Genomic DNA, 26,156 nt, shown 5'->3' with positions numbered 1-26,156 from the left:
CCCTTCCCGGCCTGGGCCGGAAAGGGGCTATTTCGTCACACCGTGCCGACGCCGGTCAGGCGCCGACGGGACTGGGATTCCCGAACGGCCCCTTGGGGCGCCGCGTCTTGGGGATCGAGGTGCCGCCGACCGGCACCGACGGTGCCTTGGGGCCGCTGTCACGGTCGATCTGGTTGCCCGCGACCAATGCCTTGATCTCCTCTCCGGTCAGCGTCTCGAACTCGAGCAGCGCCCCCGCGATAGCGTGGAGCTGATCGACATGCTTGGTGATGAGCTCGGTCGCGCGCTTGTGCCCGCCCTCGACCAGCCGGCGAATCTCGCCGTCGATCGCCAACGCCGTTTCATTCGACATGTTGTGCCGCTGAGTCTGCGAATAGCCGAGGAACGTCTCGCCCTGCTGCTCTTCATATTGCAGCGGGCCGATCGTCTCGGACATGCCCCATTGCGTGACCATCGCGCGGGCGAGCTTGGTCGCCTGTTTGATGTCGCTCGACGCGCCCGACGACACCTTGTCGTGACCGAAGATCACTTCCTCGGCGACGCGGCCGCCCATGACGGACGCCAGATCGGCATACATCTTGTCGCGGTGATAGGAGTAATTGTCGCGCTCCGGCATCGACACGACCATGCCCAGGGCACCGCCGCGCGGAATGATCGTCGCCTTGTGGATCGGGTCCGACGCCAGTTCATGGACGCGCACCAGCGCGTGGCCCGCCTCATGATAGGCAGTCATGCGCTTTTCATCATCGGTCATGACGAGCGATTTCCACTCGGTGCCCATGATCACGCGGTCCTTGGCGACCTCGAACTGCGCCATCGCGACCAGGCGCTTGCCGAGCCGCGCTGCCATCAGCGCCGCCTCGTTGACGAGGTTGGCGAGATCGGCGCCCGACATGCCCGGCGTGCCGCGCGCGAGCGTGCGCGAATCGACATCGGGGGCCAGCGGGACCTTCTTCATATGGACTTCGAGGATCTTCACCCGGCCCTCGATATCGGGCAGCGGCACCGTCACGCGGCGGTCGAAGCGGCCCGGCCGCAGCAAGGCGGGGTCAAGCACGTCGGGGCGGTTGGTCGCCGCGACGATGATGATGCCTTCGCTCGCCTCGAACCCGTCCATCTCGACCAGCAGCTGGTTGAGCGTCTGTTCGCGTTCGTCATTGCCATTGCCGAGGCCGGCGCCGCGATGGCGGCCGACTGCGTCGATTTCGTCGATGAAGACGATGCACGGCGCCGATTTCTTGGCCTGCTCGAACATGTCGCGCACGCGGCTTGCGCCGACGCCGACGAACATTTCGACAAAGTCCGACCCGGAAATGGTGAAGAAGGGCACACCCGCCTCACCCGCGATCGCGCGAGCGAGCAAGGTCTTGCCGGTACCAGGCGAGCCGACCAGCAGCGCGCCCTTGGGGATCTTGCCACCGAGCCGAGCGAACTTGGTCGGGTCCTTGAGGAACTCGACAATCTCCTGCAGCTCCTCGCGCGCTTCGTCGATGCCGGCGACGTCGTCGAAGGTCACGCGGCCTTCCTTCTGCGTCAGCATTTTCGCACGCGACTTGCCGAAACCCATTGCGCCCGAACCGCTATTCTTCTGCATCTGGCGCAGCACGAAGAAAGCGATGCCGAGGAACAGCAGGAACGGCAGCGACTGGATCAGGATGACCTGCCAGATCGCCGGACCTTCCTCAGGCTTGGCGGTGATCACGACATTCTTGGCGCGCAGCTTGTCGGTCAGCTGCGGATCGGCCATCGCATAGGTGCGGAAGCGCGTATCGTCGCGCAGCGTGCCGGAAATCACGTCGCCCGCGACATTGACCTCCTTCACCGTACCTTCCTCGACCTTGTCGAGGAACGTGGAATAAGCGATCGCACTGCCGGCGGCCGGCTGGCTGCGGGTGTCGATCGTCATCACAAACAACGCCAGCGCGACCAGGATGCCGCCCCAGATGAGCAGGCTCTTCATCCACGGGTTGGGACCACCATTGTCGGGGCCGGGTTGTTTCTCGTTATCGTTCATCGCTGCGCATACCTTTCGAGATCATAAGATAGGCGGTGCGAGGTTAATGGCAATGGAACAAGCGCAGGAGTCGGGTTTATCGGTGTAATCGGCGCGCCGGAGCCGGGCGGAATCGCCAGATTTGGCCCCTTGCAGAGGCCATGACGCCCGCTTGGGTTGCCGATTTGCCATCGTCCAGGGCATCGAGCAACGCCTCGATATTGGTCGCGGGCGACCATTTCGGCGTGGTGATACCCATCTTGTCGCGAACCCTGGCAATGGCGATTCGCGCCAGACGGCGGCGAACCTCACGCGGCAGGGCGCCGACATCGATGCGCAGGTCATCGTCGTCATTCGACTGCGCCCGGCTTGCCCAGAGCCACTCCTCGAGCGCGCGCAGATCGTGATCGGCTTCGGCGAGATAGCCCGCCGACAGCGCGATCTGCCCGGCATCGAGCCATGGCGCGTCGCGCAACAGGGCGCGAAAGCGCGCCCGGTCGAAACGCGCATTGGCATTGCTCGGGTCATCGACAAAGGGCAGCGACCAGGCTTCGGCAACACTGCGCAGTTCGGCGCGGCGCCAGCCGAGAAAGGGGCGGGCCAGCATACCGCCATCGCCGATCGGCTGGGCCGGGCGAATTGCCGCCAGCCCGGCCAGGCCGGACCCGCGCGCGGCACGCATCAGGAAGGTTTCCGCCTGATCGTCGGCATGATGTGCGGTGGCGAGCATCGTCGCGCCGGCTCCCGCCGCCCAACCGCGCAGTACCAGATAGCGGGCATCGCGCGCCGCGGCCTGGATATTGGCCGGGCCGATCGCGGTGGCGAGCGTCAGAACGGCATGCGGGATGCCGCGCCCGGCACAATAATCCGCCACCATCGCCGCTTCGGCCGCGCCCTCGGGCCGGAGGCCGTGATCGACCGTCGCGGCGATGACCTGTCCCGGAAAGGCTGCATGAAGCAGCGCCAGCATCGCCATGCTGTCCGGCCCGCCCGATACGGCGAGCGCGATGCGATCGTCACCCTCGACCGGCCGCCGCAGCGCCGCCGCCAGATCGTGCGCGGCGCGCGCGATCCAGTCGGCAGTCGCCGTCACCTCATTTGCATTTGGAGGTGACACGTCCGCGCGTGACATCGGCCTTCATCTGCGGCGACAATTTGTCGGGATAGACATCCTCGAGCTCGTCATAGACCTTGCAGACTTCGGCCGCCGGCTTGTTGAGCTTCACCAGCGCCTGGGCGAGGTAGAACAGGCTCTCATGCGCGCGGTCGCCCTTCGGCATCTTGCGGTAATTGTCGTAGAAAGCGAGGATCGCGAGGTTGGGCTTACCACCGTCGAGCAAGGAGCGGCCAAGCATGTTCTGCGCCCGGCTGATGCGACGATGCTGCGGATAATCCTTGATCAGCGTTTTGAACTGCACCTCGGCCTCGGGATAGAATTTCGCCTCCCACAGCCGATAGCCGTAATTGTACAGGTCCTCGCCGGCATCGTCGGTCGCCGGCTTCTCGATCGCCGCGACGCGTTGCGCGCGCGCCGGATCCTTCGTGGCCGCCGCAGGCGTCGCGGCCGGCGGCGTCACGGGCTTGCTTGCACCCGGCCTGGGCGTCGTCGGTTTCGGGGTCACCGCGGCGACCGGCGGCGTGTCGATCGTTGCGGTATCGGTCGGGGCGGCATTACCCTCAAGTGCCGTCAACCGCGCATCGGTCGCGCGTTTATAGGCGGCAAAGCCCTCATCGAGCTGCCGGCCCTTGAACTGAAGCTGTTCGATCTGGCCGGTCAGGCCGCTCAGTTGCGATTCGAGTGCATCGACCCGCGCGGTCAGGTCGCTGATCGCGCTGCCCGACGGCGCGCCGGTCGAAGGCGTCGACAGGTCGTTCGGCGCGATATCGGGCTGAATCATCTGGTTGTTGCCGCCCTGGCCCTGGGGCGGAAAGACTTTGCGCTGAACCGCGCGCATCTGTCCTTCGAGCCGCTCGACGCGGTTCTCGACCGCCGATTGCGCGACGGCGCTGCCCGGAATGGTCGCCACCCCGATCAATAATATTGCCGTCTTCAGATAGTTACGCATGACACCCCCCGGTGCAGTGAATGGGGCGGTATAGCTGACATCGTCATCCTGTCGCCAGCCTTAAGGAGCGGTCGCGGGCGAGGCGGCCGATGCGGGAGGGAGGAGCGGCGCAAGCGTTGCCGCGGGTGTCGGAACCGCTCCCGGCACCGCCGAGCGCGGTTCGGTGCGGCGCCGCGACGCGGTTGCCGGCGTTGTATCGTTCGACGGCGTTGCCGTGGGCGGTGTCGGCACCGACACGCCGTTGACCCGCGCGTTGAGCACGGCGGCGCTGATCCCGATATCCTTGATCGCCACCCTGCCGTCGCCCAGCGGTGGCAGTTGCGACCCGTTGAGCAGCACCTGCAACTTGTCGGGCCGGCCGATATTGATCATCGGGCCATTGGCATCGGCCGGCACGTCATAACGGTCGCCCGCTTTCATGGTGTTTTCGAACAGGGTCTTCTTGGTCGCGTCATAGACGCGCAACCAGACTTCGTCGGTCGCCACCAGCGTGACCTGACCGCCGGCCGGAGCGGCCGGTGTCGGCTCGGCCACCGGCACCGGCACAACCTCGTTTTCGACCACCGTGGCCAGCGGGGCCGAATCCTCACCGCGGAACCAGGTCGTGCCGTACCACAGCCCGACCGCGAGGATCAGCAACGCCGTCAGCGCTACGCTAATGATCACGACCCCGCCGGTCGGGTTGCGCGACGGATCGTTGATCTCATAGGCTTCATATTCGGTGCGCCGCACGCCTTCGTCATTCTGGCCGCGAACTTCGCGCGCGATCGCGACTTCGTCGAGGCCGACGGCGCGGGCATAGGCCTTGGCGAAACCGACCGAATAGGTGACCGAGGGCAGGGCGGAGAAATTGCTCGTCTCGATCGCCTCGAGCTGCCGGATCGGGATGCGGGTGCGCGACGCGATTTCGGCCAGCGACAGGCCCTGGCCCTCGCGCGCGTCACGCAGCCTTTCCCCCGCCGTTTTGGGGAAAAGTGTGGCTTCCTCGCCGGGTTCGACGTCGGTCATGATTGTCTCCGGCAGGAAAGTGCGGCCCCGATGGTTTTTCCTGCGATTGCAGACGTGTCTCACAAAGGGTTGCGGCAGTGTCAACGCCCCGGCTACCCGGTCTGTCACACAATCATGCCAGTTCGACGCCGCTTTTCACCGCCCAGGCGGTCAACGCGCCGCGCATGTCGCGCGGCGGCGCCGCTAAAAGGATTTTCATGTGCGCCATCAGCGCCGCACGGTCGAGCGAGCGGACCATCGCCTTGATCGGTCCGACCGCCGCCGGGGTGATCGACAGTCGGTCAATGCCGAGCCCGATCAGCGCCATCGCCTCAAGCGGCCGCCCGCCCATTTCGCCGCACACGCCAAGCGGCACGCCCGCCTCGCTGGTCGGCGGGACGAGCCGGGCGAGGAAGCGCAGGATCGCCGGGCTGAGCCAGTCATAGCGTTCGGCCAGCTTGGGATTAGCGCGATCGGCGGCGAACAGGAACTGAGTCAGGTCATTGGTGCCGATCGACAGGAAATCGAGCTTGGGCAGCAAAATGTCGAGCTGCTCGGCAAGCGCTGGCACTTCAAGCATCGCGCCGTAATTAATCTCGTTGGGTAATTTGCGACCACGCTGCGCGAACCAGTCGCGCTGCGTCTCGAACAGGGCGCGCGCCTCTTCATATTCCCATGGCTCGGACACCATCGGGAACATCACGTTGAGCGTCCGCCCCGCCGCCGCCTCAAGCAACGCGCGCGCCTGTACCTTCATCAGCCCGTCGCGTTCGAGCGCAAGCCGCAAAGCGCGCCAGCCCATCGCCGGATTCTCTTCCTCGGCATCCTCCTGGGTCAGATAGGGCAGCGCCTTGTCGCCGCCGATATCGACGGTGCGGAAGATCACCGGCCGGTCACCCGCTGCGTCGAGCACTTCGCGGTAGAGCCGCTGCTGGCGTTCGCGTTGCGGCAGCGTGGCGGAGACGAGGAACTGGAACTCGGTCCGGAACAGGCCGATGCCGTCGGCCCCGGTCATGTCAAGCGCCGCGACATCGTCACGCAGGCCGGCATTGACCATCACCGTCACACGGTGGCCGTCGGTGGTGATGGGCAATTCCGATTTTAACGCGGCAAACACGGCGCGGCGTTTCTGGCGCAGCTGCAGCTTTGCCTCGAACGCTTCCTCCATCGCCGGCGACGGCCGCGCGAAGACATTCGCCGCGGTCACGTCGAGCAGCAGCATGTCACCCTCGGCGATCGAGCGCCGCACGCCCTTGACCCGGCCAAGCACCGGCACGCCCATCGCCCGCGCGACGATCGTGACATGCGCGGTCAGCGAGCCTTCCTCAAGGATCACGCCCTTCAGCCGGCGGCGGTCATATTCAAGCAGCTCGGCGGGCCCGAGATTGCGCGCGATCAGGATCGTGTCCTGCCGGAGCCCGCCTTGCGCCGCGGTGCCCATCTGGCCCGAGACGATGCGCAGCAGCCGGTTCGACAGATCCTCCAGATCGTGCATCCGGTCGGCAAGCAGCGGATCGTCGATTTGGCGCATGCGCTGGCGGGTGCGCTGCTGGACGCGCTCGATCGCCGCTTCCGCGGTCAGGCCGGAATCGATCGCCTCGTTGATGCGCCGGCTCCAGCCCTCGTCATAGGCGAACATCTTGTAGGTCTGCAGTACCTCGTCATGTTCGCCGCCGACGCCGAATTCGGCCTGACTGGCGATGCGCTCGATCTGCTCGCGCATCTTGTCGAACGCGGCATAGACGCGGTGGCGCTCTGCATCGATATCCTCAGCGACGGTATGTTCGATGGTGATGCGCGGCTGGTGGAACACGGCGTAGCCGCTGCCCATGCCCTCGACCAGCTTGAGCCCGTCGATGCGCATCGCCGCGGTCGATTGCGGCCGCAGCGTCGCGGCACCAGCGGCATCGACCAGATCGGCATTGGCGATCAGCTCGCTCAGCACCATCGCGACGGTCTGCAGCGCCTCGATCTCGACATCATCATATTTGTGCGGATCGGCATGCTGGACGCACAGCACGCCGACCGCGCGTTCGCGGCGGATGATCGGCACGCCGGCAAAGCTGTGGAATTTTTCCTCGCCCGTTTCCGGCTTGTAGGCGAAATCGGGATGGCTGGCCGCTTCGTCGAGATTGAGCGTCTCGACCTGCTCGGCGATCGTGCCGACCAGTCCTTCGCCGAGCGCGAGCTTGGTGACATGCACCGCCTCCTGCGCCAGGCCGCGGGTGGCATAGAGTTCAAGCACACCGTCGCGCAGCAGATAGATCGAACATACCTCGCTGGTCATCGCCTCGCCAACGATTCCGACGACCGAATTGAGCTTCGCCTGCGCCGCCGTGCGCGACGCCATCACGTCGTGCAATCGAACCAGGATTTCACGGGCGGAGTTGGCGGCAGTCGGCATGGCCCCAGCGCTATCAGATTGTTACGCGGGGAGCCACAATTCAGCGCGCGATTCCTCCCAGGCACGGGGAGGACCAGCTAGTCGAACAATCCGTCCTGCGAATTGGCCGGCGGGTTGAGCCCGAGATGCTTCCATCCGCCCGCATTCAGGCACCGTCCCCGTGCCGTCCGCGCGATCAGGCCGAGCTGAATCAGATAGGGCTCGATCACTTCCTCGATCGTGTCGCGCGGCTCGGACAGGCCCGCCGCCAGTGTCTCCACCCCGACCGGACCGCCACGATAGACATCGGCGATCATCATCAGATAGCGCCGGTCCATCGCATCGAGCCCAAGCGAATCCACTTCAAGCCGGTTGAGCGCCGCGTCGGCCGCCCGCGCATCGACCACTGGCGTGCCCGCGACATTGGCGAAATCGCGCACCCGGCGCAGCAGCCGCCCGGCGATCCGCGGCGTACCGCGCGAGCGGCGCGCGATTTCATGCGCGCCATCACCCGAAACATGCAGGTCAAGCAGCGACGCGGCGCGCGCGACCACCCGTTCGAGCTCATCGACAGTGTAGAAATTGAGCCGCACCGGAATGCCGAACCGGTCGCGCAGCGGCGTGGTGAGCAGTCCCTGGCGCGTCGTCGCCCCGACCAAGGTGAAGCGCGGCAAGTCGATCCGCACGCTGCGCGCGCTTGGCCCCTCGCCGATCATCAGGTCGAGCGCACGGTCCTCCATCGCCGGATAGAGCACTTCCTCGACCGCCGGAGCCAGCCGGTGAATCTCATCGATGAACAGCACATCGCCATCCTCGAGATTGGTCAGCAACGCGGCGAGATCGCCCGATTTGGCGATCACCGGGCCGGACGTGGCGCGGAACCCGACGCCCATTTCGCGCGCGACGATCTGCGCCAGCGTCGTCTTGCCCAGGCCGGGCGGCCCGAAGAACAGCACATGGTCAAGCGCATCGCCGCGCGATTTCGCGGCGGCAATGAACACGCGCAGATTCTCGCGCGCCGCCTTTTGCCCGACAAATTCGTCAAGCGACTTGGGGCGCAGCGCGGCGTCGATATCCTCGGGCTTGCGCTCGGGCGTCAGGAAACGGTCGGCATCGGTCACGAACGCGGTCGTAGCGGGAGGCACGCCCCGCTGTCGAGCGCGACGGCAAATCGCTTTCGTCGACAAGCGCCCCGGCCTAGGTTCGCCCCGCTGCATCTCTTGGGCGCACCACCGCAGCGGATAAGGGGAGAGACGGTATGAAGCCGATCGACATGACCATGGTGCTTGTGAGCCTGTGCGGCACAATGCTGCTTGCCAGCTGCGATGCACCCCCGGGGGGCGGCACGGCCAACGGCACCGCCACCGCGGAGACCAGCGCGAGCGGCAGCACCGGCGGCGGCACTAAGCCGCCCGCCAACTGGAACGCGACCGACGCCTGTGCCCTGCTCGACAAGGCGGCGGTCGGCGCCGCGCTCGGCGCCCAGGTCACCGAAGCCCAGCTCAGCCTGGTGCATGAGGCCGACGGGAGCAGCGCCGCGACTTCGGAATGCACTTACACGCTGGCGGGCGGCGGGCGAGCGAGCTTCATGGCACGCTGGTCGCCGATCGCGGACAATAGCGACGGCGCGATGAACGCCGCCAAAAACGCCACCGCGGCCTCGATCAAGGCATTTTCCGACAAGCCGGTCGAGGATATTGCCGGCCTCGGCAAAAAGGCATTCTTTGTGCCCGGCATCAATCAGCTGAATGTCTTTATCGGCGAGGACAAGTTCGTCATCATCACCCTGGCGAGCGCGGACAACGCAACCGCAAAGGATATCGCGGCCGGTCTGGCGAAGAAGGTCGGCGCCTGACGAAAAAGGGCGGCCGGCATATGTGCCGGCCGCCCCCTCTTTGCGATCGATGCCGATCCGCCTGCCTCAATAAAAAGCACCATAGATCACATCGGCGATACGCCCGGTGCGCGTCTGCACCAGCAGCAGGTCCGGGCCGTAGCGGACCCAGCGATAGCCCGGCGGCGGCGCGCCGACGCCGAGCCCGTACCAGTCGCTGTAATAATAGCGGGTCGACAGGAACAGGCGCGGCAGCAACAGGCCGATCGCCCAGCGGCGATAGCGATAGCCGCGCGGATACTGGAATCCGGGCCCATGGATCGGCCGGAAATGCGGCGGGCGTCCCGCGCCGGGGCGGTGTGGCGGGCGCGGTGGCCTGACATGGCCGGGACGCCCGGGCCGGGGTGGCTGGATTTGCGGCCCGCCATTGCCCGGGGCGGGACGCGGCGGTTGAATCTGCGGGCCGCCATTGCCGGGGCCGGGCCGGCCGGGACGGGGCGGCTGGATCTGCGGCCCACCATTGCCGGGTCCGGGACGGCCGGGCCGTACCGGCTGGATTTGCGGGCCGCCGGCGCCCGGGCGGGGCGGTTGCACATGCGGCCGGCTCGGCGGGGCGGGCCTCGTCTGCGGCGGCGCGGGCCTTCGCTCGGGCGCCGTCTGAACGGCAAGCGCCAAATCGGGAAGGATCAGCAACATGCTGGTTGCCGCCAATACGAGTCGCTTCATGCGTCGTCTCCGCCTGTGGAGCGCGGGAGGCTATGCCTGTCGCATAACGCTGACAACCGGCATCGCAACCACATCCGCGGCAATCGCCGATGCGCGGCGAACGTCCCGCGATCAGCGGTGCGGAAGGTGAATTCTGAGCAGCGGGACGACCAGATATCCGCCGGTTACCGACCGCAGGATACGCCCACCCCCCGAACGCTCATTGCTCGTCAGATGCGCCGACAGCCGTTCATCATGGATCATGTCGTCGAGACCCGCCGCGGTAGCATTGCCGCGCGGCCAGAGATCGGGGTCAGTGACCGCGTCGCTCGGGTCGGGATCGGGCATCCAGTCGGCGCCAAGCGCGGGCAGCGTCACGGACGGCGCCGGCGTCGATGCGGGCGTGTCGGCAAAGCACGGCGCGGCGACCAGCGCGAGCATTCCGGCGATGATGAAACGCAGCTTCATGACACGCCATAATCGATACGGCACGACAAGGTTCCGCCTCACTTCGCCGCCTTGCGCAGCGCCAGGCGAACCAGCGCATCGAGCGTTGCCCCGATACCCAGTTCCTCTTCCGCCGAGGCGACCGCGGCATTGGCTTCGGCCGGGCGGAAACCGAGATTGAGCATCGCCGACACCGCATCCGCGCCAGCGCCACTCGGCACGATCGGCGACGCGCCGCCGATCGCGACACCGCCGATCTTGTCCTTCAATTCGCGCACGATGCGTTCGGCAAGCTTCGGCCCGACGCCGTTGGCGCGCGCGACCATTGCCTTGTCCTGCGCGGCGATCGCACGGCTCAGCTCCGCCGGATCGAGTGCGGAAAGGATTGCCAGCGCGACGCGCGCGCCGACGCCCTGAACGCCGGTCAGCAAGCGGAACCAGTCGCGCTCGCTTGCGGTGGCGAAGCCGACCAGGCGGATGAAATCCTCCGCCACGAGCATTTCGGTATGCAACATCACCGCTTCGCCGACCGGGCCGATACTCGCCAGCGTCCGGGTGGAGGCACCGACCAGATAGCCGACGCCGCCGACATCGACCACCGCATGGTCGATACCGGTTGCGTCGAGGCGGCCCTTGAGATGCGCGATCATGGTTCAACCATAGGTTGATTTTGCTCTCCCCGTCATCCCCGCTTTCGCGGGAGCGACGGCGCTTATTTTGACGGATCAGGAATACGCCGCGCCGACGCGAGATGATGCGCGTGGCAGATCGCCACCGCGAGCGCGTCGGCGGCGTCGGGGCCATCGATCTTCACCCCGGGCAGCAACCGGCCGACCATTGCATGGACCTGCGCCTTTTCCGCGGTGCCGGTGCCGACCACCGCCTTCTTGACCAGGCGCGCGGCATATTCGCCGACCTCGACCCCGCCGCGCGCCGCCGCGCACAGCACGACGCCGCGCGCATGGGCAAGCTTCAGGGTCGATTGCGGGTTGACGTTGACGAACACTTCCTCGGCTGCGGCGCCGTCGGGCGCATGGTCCGCGATCAGCGCGGCGACCATCGCATCGAGATGCGCGAGCCGGCGCGGCAACGGCGCGGCGCTGTCGGTCTTCAGCCGGCCATTGGCGAGATGCGACAAGCGATTGCCCTCGGCGCGGATCAGGCCCCAGCCGGTCGTGCCGAGCCCGGGGTCGAAGCCGAGGATGATCATATTTAATCCTCCCCGGCACGGGGAGGGGGACTATTTGCCTCTTCCGGCAAATGGTGGAGGGGGCTCTCCGCAAGCGCTACGCTGCTCGGCACACCTCCTCCACCACCCGCTTCAAGAAAGCGGGTGATCCCCCTCCCCGTGCCGGGGAGGATTAAGTTCAACCCAGCTTCTCCATCACCTCGTCGGAGACTTCGTAATTGCCCCACACCGTCTGGACGTCGTCGTCATCGTCAAGCGTGTCGATCAGCTTGAACAACAGTCCCGCATCGCCCTCACCGACCTCGACCATGGTCTGCGGCCGCCAAGCGAGCTTCGCGCCTTCCGGCTCGCCAAGCACCGGGGTGATCGCCTTCACCACTTCGTGCAGCGAATCGTTCGCGGTCCAGATCTCATGCCCGTCCTCGGTCGACGACACATCCTCGGCACCCGCCTCGAGTGCGGCTTCGAACACCGTGTCGGCGTCGCCGGCGCCGGCGGGATAGTTGATCAGGCCCATCCGGTCGAAGCCGTGGCTGACCGATCCCGACGCACCGAGATTGCCGCCATTCTTCGACACTGCGGTGCGCACATTGGTCGCGGTGCGGTTGCGGTTGTCGGTCAGCGCCTCGATGATCAGCGACACGCCGCCCGGGCCGAACCCTTCGTAGCGGATCTCTTCATAAGTCTCCGCATCGCTGCGGCTCGCCTTGTCGATCGAACGCTGGATATTGTCCTTGGGCAGCGACGCCGCCTTGGCCGCGTTGACCGCCATGCGCAGGCGCGGGTTCATGTCCGGATCGGGCAGGCCCATCTTCGCCGCGACGGTGATTTCGCGGCTCAGCTTGGAGAAAAGCGAGCTGCGCTTCTTATCCTGCGCACCCTTGCGGTGCATGATATTCTTGAACTTGGAATGGCCTGCCATGGTCGTCCTGATCGTCGTTCGGGCCGTTTCCGGGTCACGGCCGCGCTGAATGTCCTCACGGACTAGTGGAAAATAGCCTTGCTCGACAAGTCGGGGATAAGATCAGGCGTCGCTGACCGTCACCGCGGTGCCGGTCACCGACACCATCAGCATCGATCCCGACTTGCCGATCACCTGATAATCGACATCGATGCCGATGATCGCATTGGCGCCCTTGTCGCGCGCTTCCGCTTCCAGTTCCCGGAACGCGGTTTCGCGCGACGAACGCAGCGGCTTTTCATAGGCGCCCGATCGCCCGCCGACGAAATCGCGCACGCCGGCAAACAGATCGCGAAACACATTGGCGCCGACAATGACCTCGGCCGACACGATGCCGTGATAGCGCGTCACGGTCTTGCCATCGAGCAGGCTGGTGGTGGTGAGGATCATGATCGGCTCTCCCTGATGTTCCGCCCCGGTCTATGGCCCGCCTTATGCCAGACCGAGCGCGATCTTGTAGGTCTCGAGCAATGCTTCGGCCTCGTCGCGGTGATGCTTTTCCATGCGGCGCAAACGGACGATCTGGCGCATCGTCTTGGTGTCGTAGCCGGTCGACTTGGCTTCGCCGTAAACGTCCTTGATGTCGTCGGCGATGCCCTTCTTTTCCTCTTCGAGGCGCTCGATACGTTCAATCAGAAGGCGTAGCTGGTCGGCGGCGATAATGTCGCTCATGAGTGGAAATGCTCCGGTAGGATGAAATGAGATGAGGCGGGGCCTCTAAGCCATCGCCGGGCGCGGCTCAACCGGCGCTGCGATCAATTCGGTGGAAAAGCCTGGCGAACCCCGCCGACCTTCACCGCGACGCCGTGGCGCATGACGAAATCGACTTGCTCCAGCCGGGTCACATCGGCCAGCGGATCGTCGGTCACCGCGATGATGTCGGCGAATTTGCCCGGCTCGAGCGAGCCGAGCGTGTCCTTGCGCCCGAGCAGGTCTGCGGCATCGATCGTCGCGGCGCGGATCGCCGCGGCAGGGGTCAGCCCGGCCTTGACCATCAGCGCGAATTCCTTCGCATTCTCGCCGTGGCGCGACACGCCGGTATCCGTGCCGAATGCGACCTTCACCCCGGCGGCAAAGGCGCGCCGGTGGCTCGCGGCCGCCGCGGCGGCCGCCGCTTCGGCCTTGGCGATCGTCGCCGGCGGCAATTGCCCGCCGCGTGCCTGCGCTAGCGCCGAGATCGGCGCGATCATGGTCGGGACCAGCCAGGCATTGTGCTGCTTGAACAGCCGAATCGTCGATTCCTCCAGGAAGGTGCCGTGCTCGATCGAATCGACCCCCGCCTCAAGCGCGGCCTCGGTCCCTTCGCGGGCATGCGAATGCGCGGTGGCCTTGCGGCCGAACGCGTGCGCGGTGTCGACGATCGCCTTCATTTCCTCGGGCGTCATCTGCCGCCCGAGCCCGCCCGCGACATTCGACAGCACGCCGCCGGTCGCCGCGAACTTGATCACCTGCGCGCCGAGCGAAATCTGCGCACGCACCGCGCGGCGGCAATCATCGGGGCCGTCGCAGGTGTTGATCTGATGCGCATGGACCGCTTCGGCGAACTCCTCGGCCAGGCCATTGCTGCCATCGCCATGCCCGCCGGTGACCGAGATCATCTGCCCGGCATTGACGATCGTCGGCCCGGCGACCGCGCCCGCCTCGACCCCGTCGCGCAGGGCGCGGATGCCGCGCGGATTGCCGCCCAGATCGCGCACCGTGGTGAACCCCGCCTCCAGCGTGACGCGCATATTCTTCTCGGCCTCGATCAGGTCGTCGCTGTCGTCGCGATTGAGCTCGCCGAGCCGCGCGCGCATCGGGTCGCCGCCAATGCCCCACAGATGCACGTGCATGTCGATCAGCCCGGGCAGGACATAGCGATCCTTGAGGTCGATCACGCTGGCGTCCGTGTCCGGCGCGGCAAACCCGTCGCGCAGCTCGATCACCTTGCCGTCGCGCACCACGATGGTGGTCGCGCCGCGCGCGGGCTGGCCGGGACGGTCGATGACATGGCCGGCATGGATGAAGATCGTTTTGGATGCCGGCGGCGTGGTCTGTGCCTGCGCCGTGGTGGCCACGCCCATGGCGAGCGCAATCGCCGAAACCAGCATCCCGTGCATTGTCATCCCCTGACCCCTTGATTGTCCGGTCCGTATCGATTGGCCGTGCGGGTCAGCCCTAACCGTGTTTGCCGCGCAATCAACTCTCCCCGCCGGCATTTTTTGCGACGCTGAGCCGCATCCGCTCAAGCTGCTCGGGCGTCGCCTCGGCCTGATGCCCGGCCTTCCACTGCGCATAGGGCATGCCGTAGATCGCCTCGCGCGCCTCATCCTTGCTCAGCCGCCCTTCGCTGGCTTCCTCTACCCAGTCGGACAGGCAGTTGCGGCAAAATCCGGCCAGCCCCATCAGATCGACATTCTGCGCGTCATCGCGGTGGCGCAGATGCGCGACCAGGCGACGGAACGCTACGGCAGCCTCGGCATCGTCAATCTCGTTTAGTTGCGACATTTGTCATTCTCCCGGTTGATCGGGCGGAGATAGGCTTTAGAGCCAAGGCCCGCAAAGCCCCGAGGACGCGAAGCAATGACCAAGGCCATCAGCCCCCGTTCGCGCAAGGTGCGCGTCCTCGCGACGCTTGGCCCCGCCAGCAACAGCGTCGAGATGATCGGCAAGCTGTTCGAGGCCGGCGCCGACGCCTTTCGCATCAACATGAGCCACGGCGATCAGGAATCGAAGATCGAAGTGATCAAGTCGATCCGCAGCCTCGAAAAGAAATATGGCCGCCCGACCACGATCCTGGCCGATCTGCAGGGCCCGAAGCTGCGCGTCGGCAAGTTCGAGGGCGGGCGCACCGAACTGGTCAAGGGCGCGATCTTCACGCTCGACCGCGACAAGACGCCGGGCGATGCGACCCGCGTCGAATTGCCGCACAAGGAGATTTTCGCCGCGATCGAACCCGGTGCGCGGCTGCTGCTCGATGACGGCAAGCTGGTGCTGCGCGTGATCGAGCATGATCCCGACCAGATCATCACCCGGGTCGAGGTCGGCGGCGCGCTGTCCAACAACAAGGGACTGAACGTGCCCGACGTGGTCGTGCCGATGGCGGCGCTGACCCCGAAGGACCGCAGCGACCTGGCCTTTGCGATCGACCAGGGGGTCGACTGGATCGCGCTGAGCTTCGTCCAGCGGCCCGAGGATCTGGCCGAGGCGCGGCTGCTGATCCAGGGCAAGGCGGCCTTGCTCGCCAAGATCGAGAAGCCGTCGGCGATCGACCGGCTGGAGGAGATTGTCGAGCAGTGCGACGGCGTAATGGTCGCGCGCGGCGATCTCGGCGTCGAATTGCCGCCCGAATCGGTCCCGCCGCTGCAGAAGCGTATCGTCGAAGTGTCGCGGCGGCTCGGCCGGCCGGTGGTGGTCGCCACCCAGATGCTCGAATCGATGATCACCTCGCCCTCGCCGACCCGCGCCGAAGTGTCCGACGTGGCGACCGCGATCTATGACGGCGCCGATGCGATCATGCTGTCGGCGGAAAGCGCCGCCGGCGCCTGGCCGGTCGAATCGGTCGCGATGATGAATTCGATCGGCGTCGCGGTGGAAGGCGATCCGATGCACGGCGACCGCATCCATTTCACCGTCACCCGGCCCGATCCGACCACCGCCGACGCGCTGGCCGAGGCGGCGAAGAACATCGCCGCGACGGTCGGCGTGGCGGCGATCATCTGTTTCACCACCTCCGGCTCGACGGCTCGCCGCGTCGCGCGCGAGCGGCCCTCGGTGCCGCTGATGGTGCTGACCCCCAAGGTGGAGACGGCGCGGCGGCTCGGCCTGTTATGGGGCACGCATGCGGTGCACACCCGCGACGTCGAATCGTTCGAGGACATGGTGGCCAAGGCCAAGCGCATGGCGCTGCGCCACAATATCGCCAAGGCGGGCGACCGCGTGATCGTGATCGCCGGCGTGCCGTTCCGCACGCCCGGATCGACCAATGTGCTGCACGTCGTGCGCATCATCGGCGATGAGTTGAAGGGTTATACCGACTAAGGGCGGGCGGTTGGTCCGGTGACTGATGCGTTCCAACCAGGTAATCGGTGAAGGTATGACTCACCCTCGCCTCTATGCTTTACGTGAATCGGACGCAGCCATCGTCTGCGCTTTACGTGAAGCCGGCGACAATCCCGCGGCCAGTCGTCCAATAACGGTCCGGTTCACCGGGCGGAGGGTGCTTACTGAGGGTTTTCAGCTGGATATGGTGTGGACTGGCTGGGAAATCGGAGAAATCACCGTCAACGAGGGAGTACCGGTTATCATGATGGACTGTCACGGAACATCGGATGATGAGGCTCTCAGGACGTTAAGCGGCACGCTTCGCAAGATCGAGGGCGGCTACGGCCTCACCTATGAGGGCTGGACGATTCCTGCGACGACCGAGTGAGGCGGGCAAGAACCGCCACCTTCGGCGATCTGCATTAAGATCGATTCAAGTTCCATCCGGGTTATGCCAGCGTCACACCCGCCGGCACTCAAGGAGCGTTGGTGCGCTCTTTCTCATCATGGAAATGCCTGTGAAGCACACTCCCTGTTTCCCCGCAGCATCTCCCTGTTCCAGGAAAATAACAGGGAGCGGAATCTCCCTGTTATCGGGCGGATTCTCCTTGTTAATCGATAACAGGGAGAATCAATCCAAGCCACTGATAAATGGTCAATAATTTGGCCAAAAAGCCGCCGGAACGGTCAAAATAAAATAGTTCGGGCCATTAACAGGGAGATCAGGGAGAATCCCCCTCAGCCGAGCAGGCCGAGCCTCACCAGATCGGCGCGCAGCGTGGTCGCGTCAGTGAACAGCAATCCGCCCATCCCGACATCGGTTGCGCCGACCACATTCTCCTCGCGATCGTCGACGAACACCGTCTCCTCGGCACTGAGGCCGAATCGCTCCAGCGCGAGATAATAGATCGCGGCGTCGGGCTTGGTCAGCTTTTCGTCACCCGACACGACGATGTCGCGGAACCGGTCGAAGATCGCCGCCTCGCGGTCGCGGAACGGCGGCCAGAACTCGCCGGAGAAATTGGTGATCGCATAAAGCGGCACGCCCGCCGCATCGAGTTCCTCGACCAGCGCCTGCATGCCCGGCAGCATGTGCGGAATCTGTTCATGAAAGTGCGGCCCCCACAGCGCGATCATGTCGGCATAATGGGGATATTGCGCGCTCAGCTCGGCCGAAGTCTCCGCAAAGGGGCGGCCGGCGTCATGCTGGAAATGCCATTCCTTGGTCGCGACATCGCGCAGGAACGCATCGAGCGCCCGATCATCCTTGATCAGGCGCCCGTAAGGAATCCGCGGATTCCAATCGTAAAGGACGTTGCCGACGTCGAAGACGACGACGGCCGGGCCCTTCAATGTTCAGACGGCACCGGCCCACTCCCCCACCCGGCCACCCATCCAGTATATTCTGTGGGTGGCCGGGTGGGGAGCGGGCCGGTGCCGTTCTTCAAACGTTCGGCCAATTAGCCCTGGCGGGCCTTGAAGCGGCGATTCGTCTTGTTGATGACGTAGGTGCGCCCGCGACGACGGATCACGCGGTTGTCGCGATGACGGTCCTTGAGGGACTTCAGGGAATTGCGAATCTTCATGTCGAAACTTCTTCGATTCTGGTGGTGCCGGAAAGACGTGAGCGCCTATAGTCGGCTGCCGTCCAAGTCAAGGCGAACCGGCCGGGAAACTGGCGGGGGAACCGGCAAGGGGCGGCGAAGCGTTACACACATGCAACAATCGGCATAAGAGGCTCGCACATGAAGAACGTGGCATATGGACTGGCGATCGCGCTGGCGGCATCCTCCCTGGGCGCCTGTACCACGACGACGGCGAGCGGCCCGGTTGAGGTCACGCGCTTCCATCTCGGCGCCCCGCTCGAGCACGGATCGCTTGCGGTCGAACCGCTCGCCGGCGGCAGCTCGGCCAGCATCGAGTTCAAGACCTATGCCGCGGCAGTGGAAACCGAGCTGCTCCAGGCCGGCTTCACCACCCCGGCACAGGGCGCCACCGCGCAATATCTTGCGGTGGTCGGCTTCGCGCGCACCGCGCAGGATGTCGGGCCGGCGCGCTCTCCGGTCTCGATCGGCCTGGGCGGCGGGGTCGGCAGCGGCGGCTATCGCGGCGGCGGCGTCAGCCTGGGCGGTGGCATTTCCTTCCCGATCGGCAAGCCAAAGACGCGCGAGATCGTGCTGACAGAATTGTCGGTGCAGATTCGTCGGCGCAGCGACGGCACGGTGATCTGGGAAGGCCGCGCTCAGACCGGCGCGGACGTGCGCGCGGTCGATGCGCAGGCGAATGTCGCGGCGGGTAAATTGGCCAATGCGCTGTTCCGGGGCTTTCCGGGGGAATCGGGTCGCACTATCACGGTCAAATGAGCTCGACCCCAACGCCGATCCCGGCCAGCATCGCCATCAACGCCGCCTTTGATGGCGGCAACATCAAGACCCTCGCCATCGACGGGGACCGAATCGACCTGGAGATCGTGCGTGATCACCAGTCCGATTTCTACCAATGGTTCTATTTCCGCGTTGCCGGGGCGAAGGGTCGCAAGCTCAGCTTCCGCATCCTCAACGCCGGCGATTCGGCCTACCCGCTTGGCTGGCCCGACTATAAGGTGCGCGTCTCGACTGACCGCACGAGCTGGCGCCAGCACGTGACGCGCTATGCGGGCGGCGTGCTCGAATTCGACTGGACCGGCGAGACCGACCTGGTCTGGTTCGCCTATTTCGCGCCCTATACGATGGAGCAGCACGACGCGCTGATCGCGCGCATGGCCCTCAAGCCCGGCATGATTCATCGCCAGCTCGGCACCACGATCGATGGCCGGGCGATCGATTGCCTGACGATCGGGCGCGGTCCGAAACAGGCGTGGCTCTATGCCCGCCAGCATCCCGGCGAATCGATGGCCGAATGGTGGATGGAAGGCGCGCTGGAGCGTCTGACCGACACGACCGACCCGGTGACCGCCGAGCTGCTGTCCAAGGCGACCTTCCATGTCGTGCCCAACATGAACCCCGACGGGACGTTCCGCGGCCATCTGCGCACCAATGCGGTGGGCGTGAACCTCAACCGCGAATGGCATGAGCCGTCGCTCGAGCGCAGCCCCGAAGTGCTGTGCGTCCGCAACGCCATGGACGCGAGCGGTGTCGATTTCGCGATGGACGTGCACGGCGACGAAGCGATCGCCGCGAATTTCATTGCCGGGTTCGAGGGGATTCCGTCCTGGACCGACGCGCTGGGCGAGAAATTCTACGATTTCGGCCGCCGCCTCGCGGTCAACACGCCCGATTTCCAGACCGAGCTCGGCTATGGCAAAGCGGCACCCGGCCAGGCCAATCTGAGCATGTCGACCAATCAGGTCGCCGAACGCTTCGGCGCGCTCGGCATGACGCTGGAAATGCCGTTCAAGGACCATGACGCCAATGCCGATGCCGAATTCGGCTGGTCGGCCGAACGCAGCAAGAAGCTGGCGCATAGCTGCCTTGAAGTGCTCGCTGAGGTGATCGACACGCTCTGACCCATTGACGCCGTCACGCTGAACCGCGTTCGGGGTGACGCCCTGTAAGGAATGCCATGCCCACTCTCGTCCTGATCCGCCACGGCCAGTCGTCGTGGAACCTCGAAAACCGCTTCACCGGCTGGTGGGACGTCGATGTGACCGAAAAGGGCGCCGAGGAGGCGCGCGCGGCGGGGCGGCTGATGGCCGAAAAGGGCCTGGATTTCGACCAGACCTTCACCTCGCTGCAGACCCGCGCGATTAAGACGCTCAACCTCGCGCTTGAGGAAATGGGCCGGCTCTGGTTGCCGGTCGAGAAGGACTGGCGTCTCAACGAGCGGCATTATGGCGGGCTGACCGGCCTCAACAAGGCCGAGACCGCAGCGTTGCACGGCGATGAGCAAGTCCATATCTGGCGCCGCAGCTTCGACATTCCGCCGCCGGTGCTGGAGACGGGCAGCGAGTATGACCTGTCGCAGGATCGCCGCTATGCCGGCATCGCGATCCCCTCGACCGAGAGCCTGAAGGATACGATCGCGCGCGTCCTGCCTTATTGGGAGGGACGCATCGCCCCGGCGCTCAAGGCCGGGCAGCGCGTGCTGATCTCCGCCCATGGCAATTCACTCCGCGCGCTGGTCAAGCATCTGTCGAACATTCCCGACGACGAGATCACCTCGCTGGAAATTCCGACTGGCCAGCCGATCGTCTATGAGCTCGATGCCGATCTGAACGCGACGGACCGCTATTATCTGAGCGAGCGGTAGCCTTATCCGTCACCCCGGACTTGTTCCGGGGTCCACCGCGCAACGCGCGCCGCGCCTCCGGTGGAGAAGTGGGCCCGGAACAGGTCCGGGGTGACGTACATCCTATATCCTGCACGGTTGCCCTCCCCCGATCCCGCCGCTAGTCAGGCCGCTCCTTTGGGACGGGGCATGGATATGGCGGATACGCCACGCATCGGCATCATCATGGGCAGCACGTCCGATTGGGAGACGATGCGCCATGCCGCCGACATTCTGACCCAACTCGGCGTGTCGCACGAAACCAAGGTCGTGTCCGCCCATCGCACCCCGAAACGGCTCTACGACTATGCCACCAGCGCCGCTGGCCGCGGCCTGAAAGTCATCATCGCCGGCGCGGGCGGGGCGGCGCATCTGCCGGGCATGGCGGCATCAATGACGCATTTGCCGGTGCTTGGCGTGCCGGTCGAAAGCGCCGCGCTGAAGGGCGTGGACAGCCTTTACTCGATCGTCCAGATGCCCGGCGGCGTCCCGGTCGGCACGCTGGCGATTGGCAAGGCCGGCGCGATCAATGCCGGCCTGCTCGCGGCATCGATCCTCGCACTCGGCGATACCAGCTTGAGCGAACGGCTCCAGGCGTGGCGCGCGGCGCAGACCGATGGCGTGGCGACTGACCCGGTATGACGGTCCTGCCCCCCGGTTCCACCATCGGCATTCTTGGCGGCGGCCAGCTTGGCCGGATGCTCGCGGTGGCCGCAGCGCAGCTCGGCTACAACACCCGCGTGCTCGCCCCCGATGCCGAAAGCGTCGCGGCGCAGACCGCGTCGAGCTTTACCCGCGCCGATTATCACAGCCGCATCATACTCGACGAATTCGCCGCCGCCTGCGACGTGGTGACCTATGAGTTCGAGAATATCGCGCTCGAACCGGTCGAATATCTCGCCGGCAAAGTGCCGGTCCACCCCGCACCCGCCGCGCTCGGCATCGCGCAGGACCGCGCGACCGAAAAGGCGTTCGTCGACACAATCGGCGGCCGCACGGCGCCCTGGGCTGCGGTCGCGACGCTCGACGAACTGAAGGCCGCGATCGGCACGATCGGCACGCCGGCGATCCTCAAGACGCTGCGGCTCGGCTATGACGGCAAGGGCCAGGTGCGGATCGGCACGCCGGACGACGCCGAAGCGGCATGGGAAGCGATCGGCCAGCGGCCCGCGATCCTCGAAGGTTTCGTCACCTTCAGCCATGAATTCTCGATCCTGCTCGCGCGTAGCCCTGACGGATCGACCGTCAGCTATCCGCCGCCCTGGAACGAGCATAAGGACGGCGTCCTTGCGCGCTCGACCCTGCCCGCCCCGGCCGAGATCGCCGCGCAGTGGGACGAGGCCGCAGCGCTTGCCGGCCGTATTGCCGAGGCGCTCCGCTATGTCGGCATCCTCGCCTGCGAATTCTTCGCCGGTACGGACGGCCCGGTGTTCAACGAAATGGCGCCGCGCGTGCACAATTCGGGGCACTGGACGATCGAAGGCGCCAATTGCTCGCAGTTCGAGAATCATATCCGCGCGATCTGCGGCTTGCCGCTCGGCGATACGGGCCTGGCCGCGCCGCGGGTCGTGATGGACAATCTGATCGGTCATGATGCCGATCGCTGGGCCGACATCCTCGCCGAGCCGGGTGCGCATTTGCATCTCTACGGCAAGGAAACCCGCCCCGGCCGCAAGATGGGCCATGTCACGCGGCTCTTGCGCGATTAAGGTCTGGGACTCAGGCATTCTCTGCCCAGCGGCGATTCAACAAAGCTGCGGGATATGACATGGCGACAGCCGGATGAGACGTCGGTCAGGCGCACTCGTTCCGCTCTTTCTCATGGCCGCGAAGCGTTGGGCGCAAGCGCCTGTTTCGATCAAAACGGCTCCCGTTATGGCTCCTGTTCCGTCCTGTTTTCCAATAACAGGAGCGGCACCATCAAGCCGTTGAAAACAATCCGATATCCAGATTCCGATCCAACGATAACAGGTGCGAAAAAATAACGCCGAACACAGGCGACAACAGGACGTAACAGGAGCCGGACGCCAACGGCATGGACCGGTCAGCCCGGATCGAAACCGCGTCCATGAAAAAGGGCCCGCCACAGTGGTGGCGAGCCCTTCATTCACCTCAGCAAGCGGCCGATCAGGCGGCGCGCGTTCCCGTCAGCGGGAAGCTGCCGAACGCGCCTGCGCCGACATTGCCCGTGATCGTGTCGCCATCGACCGTGGCGGTGCAATCGAGCGTCATCGGCATCGGCACGACGATGCTCATCTTCCAGGTGATGGTGTTGCCGTCGACACCGCCATCGGTGATGTCGACCGAACCCATCGCGCCGGTGTTGCTGCCGGTCCAGCTATTGCCGTCACTCTTCACGACGAGCGTGGCTTTCTGATCGCCAAGCGGCGACTTTACAACGGTATCCCAGGTGCCATCGACATCGGCCATTACGTCTCTCCCTCAACTCGGAACTGGTTGGTATCGGATCACTTCACGCCCGCAATGGACGCGGCGGGCACCACCTCCACCGGCAGCCCGAGGCTGTCAAGCTGGGGGCGGACCATCTTGGCATCGCCGACGACCACCCAGATGAAGCTCTTGGGGTCAATTGTCGCGCGTGCCGCAGCGTCAAGTTCGGCTTGCGTCAGCGCACGATATTTTTGCGTGATGGTCGCGTAATAATCGTCGGGACGCTTGTAGAGGTCATTGGTCTGCATCGCGCTGAGCACGTCGCCCGACGTTTCGAAGTTGCCGGCCAGTTCCCGAGTCTTGCCGATGATGGTGCGATCGAACTCCGCCTTGGTCAGCCCCCTGGTGGTCAGGAAATCACCGACCTGCTGCCGGATCGCCGCGATCGACGGGCCGGTCTTGTCGGCCTGGACCGGTGCCGAGACGATATAGGGCGCGGCATTCTGCGACCGGCTGAAATTGCCCGACGCGCCGTAAGTCCAGTGCTTGTCCTCGCGCAGGTCCATGTTGATCCGCGACAGGAAGCTGCCACCGAGCGCATCATTGGCAGTGATCACCGGCAACAGCTCGGCGGTGCCCTTGAGGCTGTTGGGCGCAGCGCCGAGGATCAGCGACTGCGGCGAATCGGGGCGGTCGATGAGCAGGATCTTCGGTGCCGACGGCGCCGATGCCTTGCTGAAGTCCTTCACCCCGGCGGTGCCGATTCCCTTCCAGTTGCCGAAGCGCTGATCGAGCGCCGCCTTCACCTCGGCCAGCGGGCGATCGCTCACGACGAAGATCTTCGCCTTTTCGGGGCGCAGCCACGCATGCTGGAACGCCACCAGATCGGCACGCGTCAGCGCCGCAACCGCGACTGGATCGCCGCGCCCCGCCGACTTCGCATAGGGCGAGGCCGGGCCATAGATGAGCTTGGGCAGCGCGCGGCCGGCCAGGCCGCCGGGATTGGTCAGTTCCGACGCGATTCCGGCGAGCTGCTGGTTCTTCAGCCGCGCCACTTCGGCGGGCGCAAAGGCCGGGTTGAGCGTCACATCGGCGAACAGGTCGAGCGACGGCCCGAGATTGGTGCTCGGCGTCGACAGCGACAAAAAGGTCCGGTCGAGGCTCGCTCCTGTGCCGATCTCCGCGCCGAGCCGTTCTCGCGCTTCAGCGATCGCGATCGAATCTTTGGTCGTGGTGCCTTCATCGAGCATACCGAGAGTTAGCTGCTGAGTGCCGAGCTTGGTCGCGGGATCAGCGGCGACGCCGGCGTCGAAACTGATCACGGCGCGGGTGATCGGCACTGCATTGCGCTGCGCATAGATCAGCTCGATGCCATTCTTGAGCTTGGCGCGCTCGACCTTGGGGAAATCGAGATCGGCGATCGTGCCGACGGCGGGCATCTCGCCGCGCGTGCCCTTGAACGGCGCAGCGTCGGCAACCTCGGGCTTTTCCTCGGCTGCCTTGGCCTCGTCATAGGCGGCGCGGGCGCCGGGTTCGATCGTCAGCGCATAGACCGGCCGCGACAGCCATTTCGCGGTCACTGCCTTCACATTGGCGGGCGTCTCATTGGCCAGCGTCGCGAGCTGTTTCTTGTAGAAACCCGGATCATCCGAATAGAGCGCGCCCTGGGCCAGCGCGACGGCCTTGCCGCCGAACCCGCCGACCGATTCCAGCCCTTCGATACGGTCGCTCACTTCACCGGTCGCAACGCGCTGCACCTCATCGGCAGTCGGACCGTTCTTGATGAAATCGGCCACGATCTCGTCAAGCCGCTTGGCAACGAGCCCCGGATCAACTCCGGGCCGGACATCGGCGCTGACTTCGAACATGCCGACCTGGGCAAAAGTCTGGTTGCCCGCCGTCACCGCGACCGCAAGCTTCTCCTTGCGCACCAGCGCATTGTCGAGCCGCGAGCTGGCGAGTCCGCCGAGCACGCCGGCGGCGACATCGAGCGCGGTCGCATCCGTGCTGTCGAGACCAGGAACGACCCAGGTGCGCATGATGCGGGTGGTCGCGACCCGGTCCTTCATCACCTCGATCTTGGGCGCGGCCAGGGCCGGGACTGGCGCCGCGGGACGGACGGTCTTCTGCCCCGCCGGGATCGCGCCGAAATACTTCTCGATCAGCGGCTTGGCGGTTGCGACATCGACATCGCCGGCCAGCACGACGATCGCGTTGCTCGCGCCATAATGATCGCGGAACCAGTTCTTCACATCCTCCAGGCTGGCGGCGTCGAGATCGGCCATCGAACCGATCGTGTCATGGCCATAAGGATGGTCGGGGGAGAATAATGCCGCGGTCTTGGCATAGTCGACCAGGCCGTAAGGCTGATTGTCGCCCTGGCGCTTTTCATTCTGTACCACGCCGCGCTGCACATCGAGCACGCGCTGGGTGATCGCGCCGAGCAGATAGCCCATCCGGTCGCTTTCGAGGAACAGCGCACGTTCCAGCGCCGGGGTCGGCACCGTCTCGAAATAATTGGTCCGGTCGTACCAGGTGGTGCCGTTATAGTCGGTCGCGCCGACCTGTTTCAGCGGCTCGAAGAAATCGCCCGGGGCATTCTCGCTGCCGTTGAACATCAGATGCTCGAACAGATGGGCAAAGCCAGTCTTGCCCTTAGGCTCATGCTTCGACCCGACATCGTACCACACCGACACCGCGACGACCGGCGCCTTGCGGTCGGTATGGACGATGACGCGAAGGCCGTTCTTGAGCGTGAATTCCTCGTACGGAATATCGACCTGCTTGACGAGATCGGCGACCGGCGCAGGCTTGGCGGCGGTTGAAGCCGCCTGGGGAGCCGCGAGCGCGGGAGTTGCGAGCGCGAGCAGCGCTACGCCGGAAAGCGCGAAAATCTTGGCAGTCATTGGGG

At 65.5% G+C, this 26,156-nt stretch carries 27 protein-coding genes; 8 read left to right on the top strand and 19 right to left on the bottom strand.

Annotated elements, in window-relative coordinates; all coding sequences use genetic code 11:
- Positions 1-55: 55 nt before the first annotated feature.
- The 6 genes from ftsH to ruvB form a co-directional block, all read right to left on the bottom strand.
- On the bottom strand, positions 56-2,014 hold the full coding sequence (ftsH, locus tag ACRECS_RS18830) for an ATP-dependent zinc metalloprotease FtsH (protein ID WP_431584476.1): 1,959 nt from the start codon (positions 2,012-2,014) through the stop codon (positions 56-58).
- Between the two features lie 76 nt (positions 2,015-2,090).
- Complete coding sequence (tilS, locus tag ACRECS_RS18825; protein WP_431584475.1) at positions 2,091-3,086, bottom strand: tRNA lysidine(34) synthetase TilS; 996 nt, start codon at positions 3,084-3,086, stop codon at positions 2,091-2,093.
- Between the two features lies 1 nt (position 3,087).
- Complete coding sequence (locus ACRECS_RS18820; RefSeq protein ID WP_431584474.1) at positions 3,088-4,059, bottom strand: hypothetical protein; 972 nt, start codon at positions 4,057-4,059, stop codon at positions 3,088-3,090.
- 60 nt (positions 4,060-4,119) lie between these two features.
- Complete coding sequence (locus tag ACRECS_RS18815; RefSeq protein ID WP_431584473.1) at positions 4,120-5,067, bottom strand: helix-turn-helix domain-containing protein; 948 nt, start codon at positions 5,065-5,067, stop codon at positions 4,120-4,122.
- Between the two features lie 112 nt (positions 5,068-5,179).
- Positions 5,180-7,450 carry a phosphoenolpyruvate--protein phosphotransferase gene (ptsP, locus tag ACRECS_RS18810; protein ID WP_431584472.1) on the bottom strand — a complete coding sequence of 757 codons (2,271 nt, stop codon included), beginning with the start codon at positions 7,448-7,450 and terminating at the stop codon, positions 5,180-5,182.
- Positions 7,451-7,527: 77 nt separating this feature from the next.
- Entirely contained in the window at positions 7,528-8,550 is a 1,023-nt protein-coding gene (gene ruvB / locus ACRECS_RS18805; RefSeq protein WP_431584491.1) for a Holliday junction branch migration DNA helicase RuvB, read from the bottom strand.
- A gap of 137 nt (positions 8,551-8,687) precedes the next feature.
- On the opposite strand from ruvB, the gene ACRECS_RS18800 reads away from it, so the two are divergent.
- On the top strand, positions 8,688-9,284 hold the full coding sequence (locus tag ACRECS_RS18800) for a hypothetical protein (RefSeq protein WP_431584471.1): 597 nt from the start codon (positions 8,688-8,690) through the stop codon (positions 9,282-9,284).
- 66 nt (positions 9,285-9,350) lie between these two features.
- Here ACRECS_RS18800 and ACRECS_RS18795 read toward each other — a convergent pair whose 3' ends face one another.
- The 9 genes from ACRECS_RS18795 to ACRECS_RS18755 all read right to left on the bottom strand — a co-directional run bounded on the left by ACRECS_RS18795 (position 9,351) and on the right by ACRECS_RS18755 (position 15,052).
- On the bottom strand, positions 9,351-9,989 hold the full coding sequence (locus tag ACRECS_RS18795) for an RcnB family protein (protein WP_431584470.1): 639 nt from the start codon (positions 9,987-9,989) through the stop codon (positions 9,351-9,353).
- Between the two features lie 111 nt (positions 9,990-10,100).
- Positions 10,101-10,436: a hypothetical protein gene (locus ACRECS_RS18790; protein WP_431584469.1), complete on the bottom strand. Its 336-nt coding sequence runs from the start codon at positions 10,434-10,436 to the stop codon at positions 10,101-10,103.
- A 38-nt stretch (positions 10,437-10,474) separates the two neighbouring features.
- Entirely contained in the window at positions 10,475-11,065 is a 591-nt protein-coding gene (ruvA, locus tag ACRECS_RS18785) for a Holliday junction branch migration protein RuvA (protein ID WP_431584468.1), read from the bottom strand.
- A 62-nt stretch (positions 11,066-11,127) separates the two neighbouring features.
- The gene (gene ruvC / locus ACRECS_RS18780; protein WP_431584467.1) at positions 11,128-11,625 is read right to left on the bottom strand and encodes a crossover junction endodeoxyribonuclease RuvC; all 498 of its coding nucleotides are present in this window, start codon (positions 11,623-11,625) and stop codon (positions 11,128-11,130) included.
- A 157-nt stretch (positions 11,626-11,782) separates the two neighbouring features.
- Positions 11,783-12,526: a YebC/PmpR family DNA-binding transcriptional regulator gene (locus tag ACRECS_RS18775; RefSeq protein WP_431584466.1), complete on the bottom strand. Its 744-nt coding sequence runs from the start codon at positions 12,524-12,526 to the stop codon at positions 11,783-11,785.
- A 102-nt stretch (positions 12,527-12,628) separates the two neighbouring features.
- Positions 12,629-12,955, bottom strand: coding sequence for a heavy metal-binding domain-containing protein (locus tag ACRECS_RS18770; RefSeq protein ID WP_431584465.1), 327 nt, complete (start codon positions 12,953-12,955; stop codon positions 12,629-12,631).
- A gap of 42 nt (positions 12,956-12,997) precedes the next feature.
- Positions 12,998-13,237 carry a DUF2312 domain-containing protein gene (locus ACRECS_RS18765; protein ID WP_431584464.1) on the bottom strand — a complete coding sequence of 80 codons (240 nt, stop codon included), beginning with the start codon at positions 13,235-13,237 and terminating at the stop codon, positions 12,998-13,000.
- A gap of 83 nt (positions 13,238-13,320) precedes the next feature.
- Positions 13,321-14,664, bottom strand: a complete 1,344-nt coding sequence (locus tag ACRECS_RS18760; RefSeq protein ID WP_431584463.1) for an amidohydrolase family protein — start codon at positions 14,662-14,664, stop codon at positions 13,321-13,323.
- A gap of 79 nt (positions 14,665-14,743) precedes the next feature.
- Positions 14,744-15,052: a DUF1244 domain-containing protein gene (locus tag ACRECS_RS18755; protein ID WP_431584462.1), complete on the bottom strand. Its 309-nt coding sequence runs from the start codon at positions 15,050-15,052 to the stop codon at positions 14,744-14,746.
- Positions 15,053-15,127: 75 nt separating this feature from the next.
- Here ACRECS_RS18755 and pyk point away from each other — a divergent pair, with 75 nt between their 5' ends.
- Positions 15,128-16,585 carry a pyruvate kinase gene (gene pyk, locus ACRECS_RS18750; protein WP_431584461.1) on the top strand — a complete coding sequence of 486 codons (1,458 nt, stop codon included), beginning with the start codon at positions 15,128-15,130 and terminating at the stop codon, positions 16,583-16,585.
- A 55-nt stretch (positions 16,586-16,640) separates the two neighbouring features.
- Entirely contained in the window at positions 16,641-16,976 is a 336-nt protein-coding gene (locus ACRECS_RS18745; RefSeq protein ID WP_431584460.1) for a hypothetical protein, read from the top strand.
- A 350-nt stretch (positions 16,977-17,326) separates the two neighbouring features.
- Here the strand turns inward: ACRECS_RS18745 and ACRECS_RS18740 are convergent, their stop codons facing one another.
- Positions 17,327-17,941, bottom strand: a complete 615-nt coding sequence (locus tag ACRECS_RS18740) for an HAD family hydrolase (RefSeq protein ID WP_431584459.1) — start codon at positions 17,939-17,941, stop codon at positions 17,327-17,329.
- Positions 17,942-18,048: 107 nt separating this feature from the next.
- A complete protein-coding gene (gene ykgO, locus ACRECS_RS18735; RefSeq protein ID WP_003046794.1) occupies positions 18,049-18,174 on the bottom strand; it encodes a type B 50S ribosomal protein L36 in 126 nt (41 codons plus the stop codon).
- Between the two features lie 159 nt (positions 18,175-18,333).
- Between ykgO and ACRECS_RS18730 the strand changes: the two genes are divergently transcribed.
- The 5 genes from ACRECS_RS18730 to ACRECS_RS18710 all read left to right on the top strand — a co-directional run bounded on the left by ACRECS_RS18730 (position 18,334) and on the right by ACRECS_RS18710 (position 22,563).
- Positions 18,334-18,951, top strand: coding sequence for a DUF4136 domain-containing protein (locus tag ACRECS_RS18730; protein ID WP_431584458.1), 618 nt, complete (start codon positions 18,334-18,336; stop codon positions 18,949-18,951).
- A complete protein-coding gene (locus ACRECS_RS18725) occupies positions 18,948-20,093 on the top strand; it encodes a M14 family metallopeptidase (RefSeq protein WP_431584457.1) in 1,146 nt (381 codons plus the stop codon). Before ACRECS_RS18730 ends, ACRECS_RS18725 begins: the two co-directional genes overlap by 4 nt.
- Before the next feature lie 56 nt (positions 20,094-20,149).
- On the top strand, positions 20,150-20,836 hold the full coding sequence (gene gpmA, locus ACRECS_RS18720) for a 2,3-diphosphoglycerate-dependent phosphoglycerate mutase (protein ID WP_431584456.1): 687 nt from the start codon (positions 20,150-20,152) through the stop codon (positions 20,834-20,836).
- A 174-nt stretch (positions 20,837-21,010) separates the two neighbouring features.
- Complete coding sequence (gene purE / locus ACRECS_RS18715; protein ID WP_431584455.1) at positions 21,011-21,496, top strand: 5-(carboxyamino)imidazole ribonucleotide mutase; 486 nt, start codon at positions 21,011-21,013, stop codon at positions 21,494-21,496.
- Positions 21,493-22,563, top strand: coding sequence for a 5-(carboxyamino)imidazole ribonucleotide synthase (locus tag ACRECS_RS18710; RefSeq protein WP_431584454.1), 1,071 nt, complete (start codon positions 21,493-21,495; stop codon positions 22,561-22,563). The genes purE and ACRECS_RS18710 overlap by 4 nt, the downstream gene beginning before the upstream one ends.
- Before the next feature lie 418 nt (positions 22,564-22,981).
- On the opposite strand, the gene ACRECS_RS18705 is transcribed toward ACRECS_RS18710, so the two are convergent.
- Both ACRECS_RS18705 and ACRECS_RS18700 read right to left on the bottom strand, forming a co-directional pair.
- Positions 22,982-23,284 carry a hypothetical protein gene (locus tag ACRECS_RS18705; RefSeq protein WP_431584453.1) on the bottom strand — a complete coding sequence of 101 codons (303 nt, stop codon included), beginning with the start codon at positions 23,282-23,284 and terminating at the stop codon, positions 22,982-22,984.
- A gap of 38 nt (positions 23,285-23,322) precedes the next feature.
- Entirely contained in the window at positions 23,323-26,151 is a 2,829-nt protein-coding gene (locus ACRECS_RS18700) for a M16 family metallopeptidase (RefSeq protein WP_431584452.1), read from the bottom strand.
- Positions 26,152-26,156: the final 5 nt, after the last annotated feature.

The organism is Sphingomonas sp. (assembly GCF_050725575.1).
Classification (GTDB): Bacteria; Pseudomonadota; Alphaproteobacteria; order Sphingomonadales; family Sphingomonadaceae; genus Sphingomonas.
The sequence above is the reverse complement of the archived record's forward strand: the minus strand, read 5'-3'. Positions and strand labels throughout refer to the sequence as shown.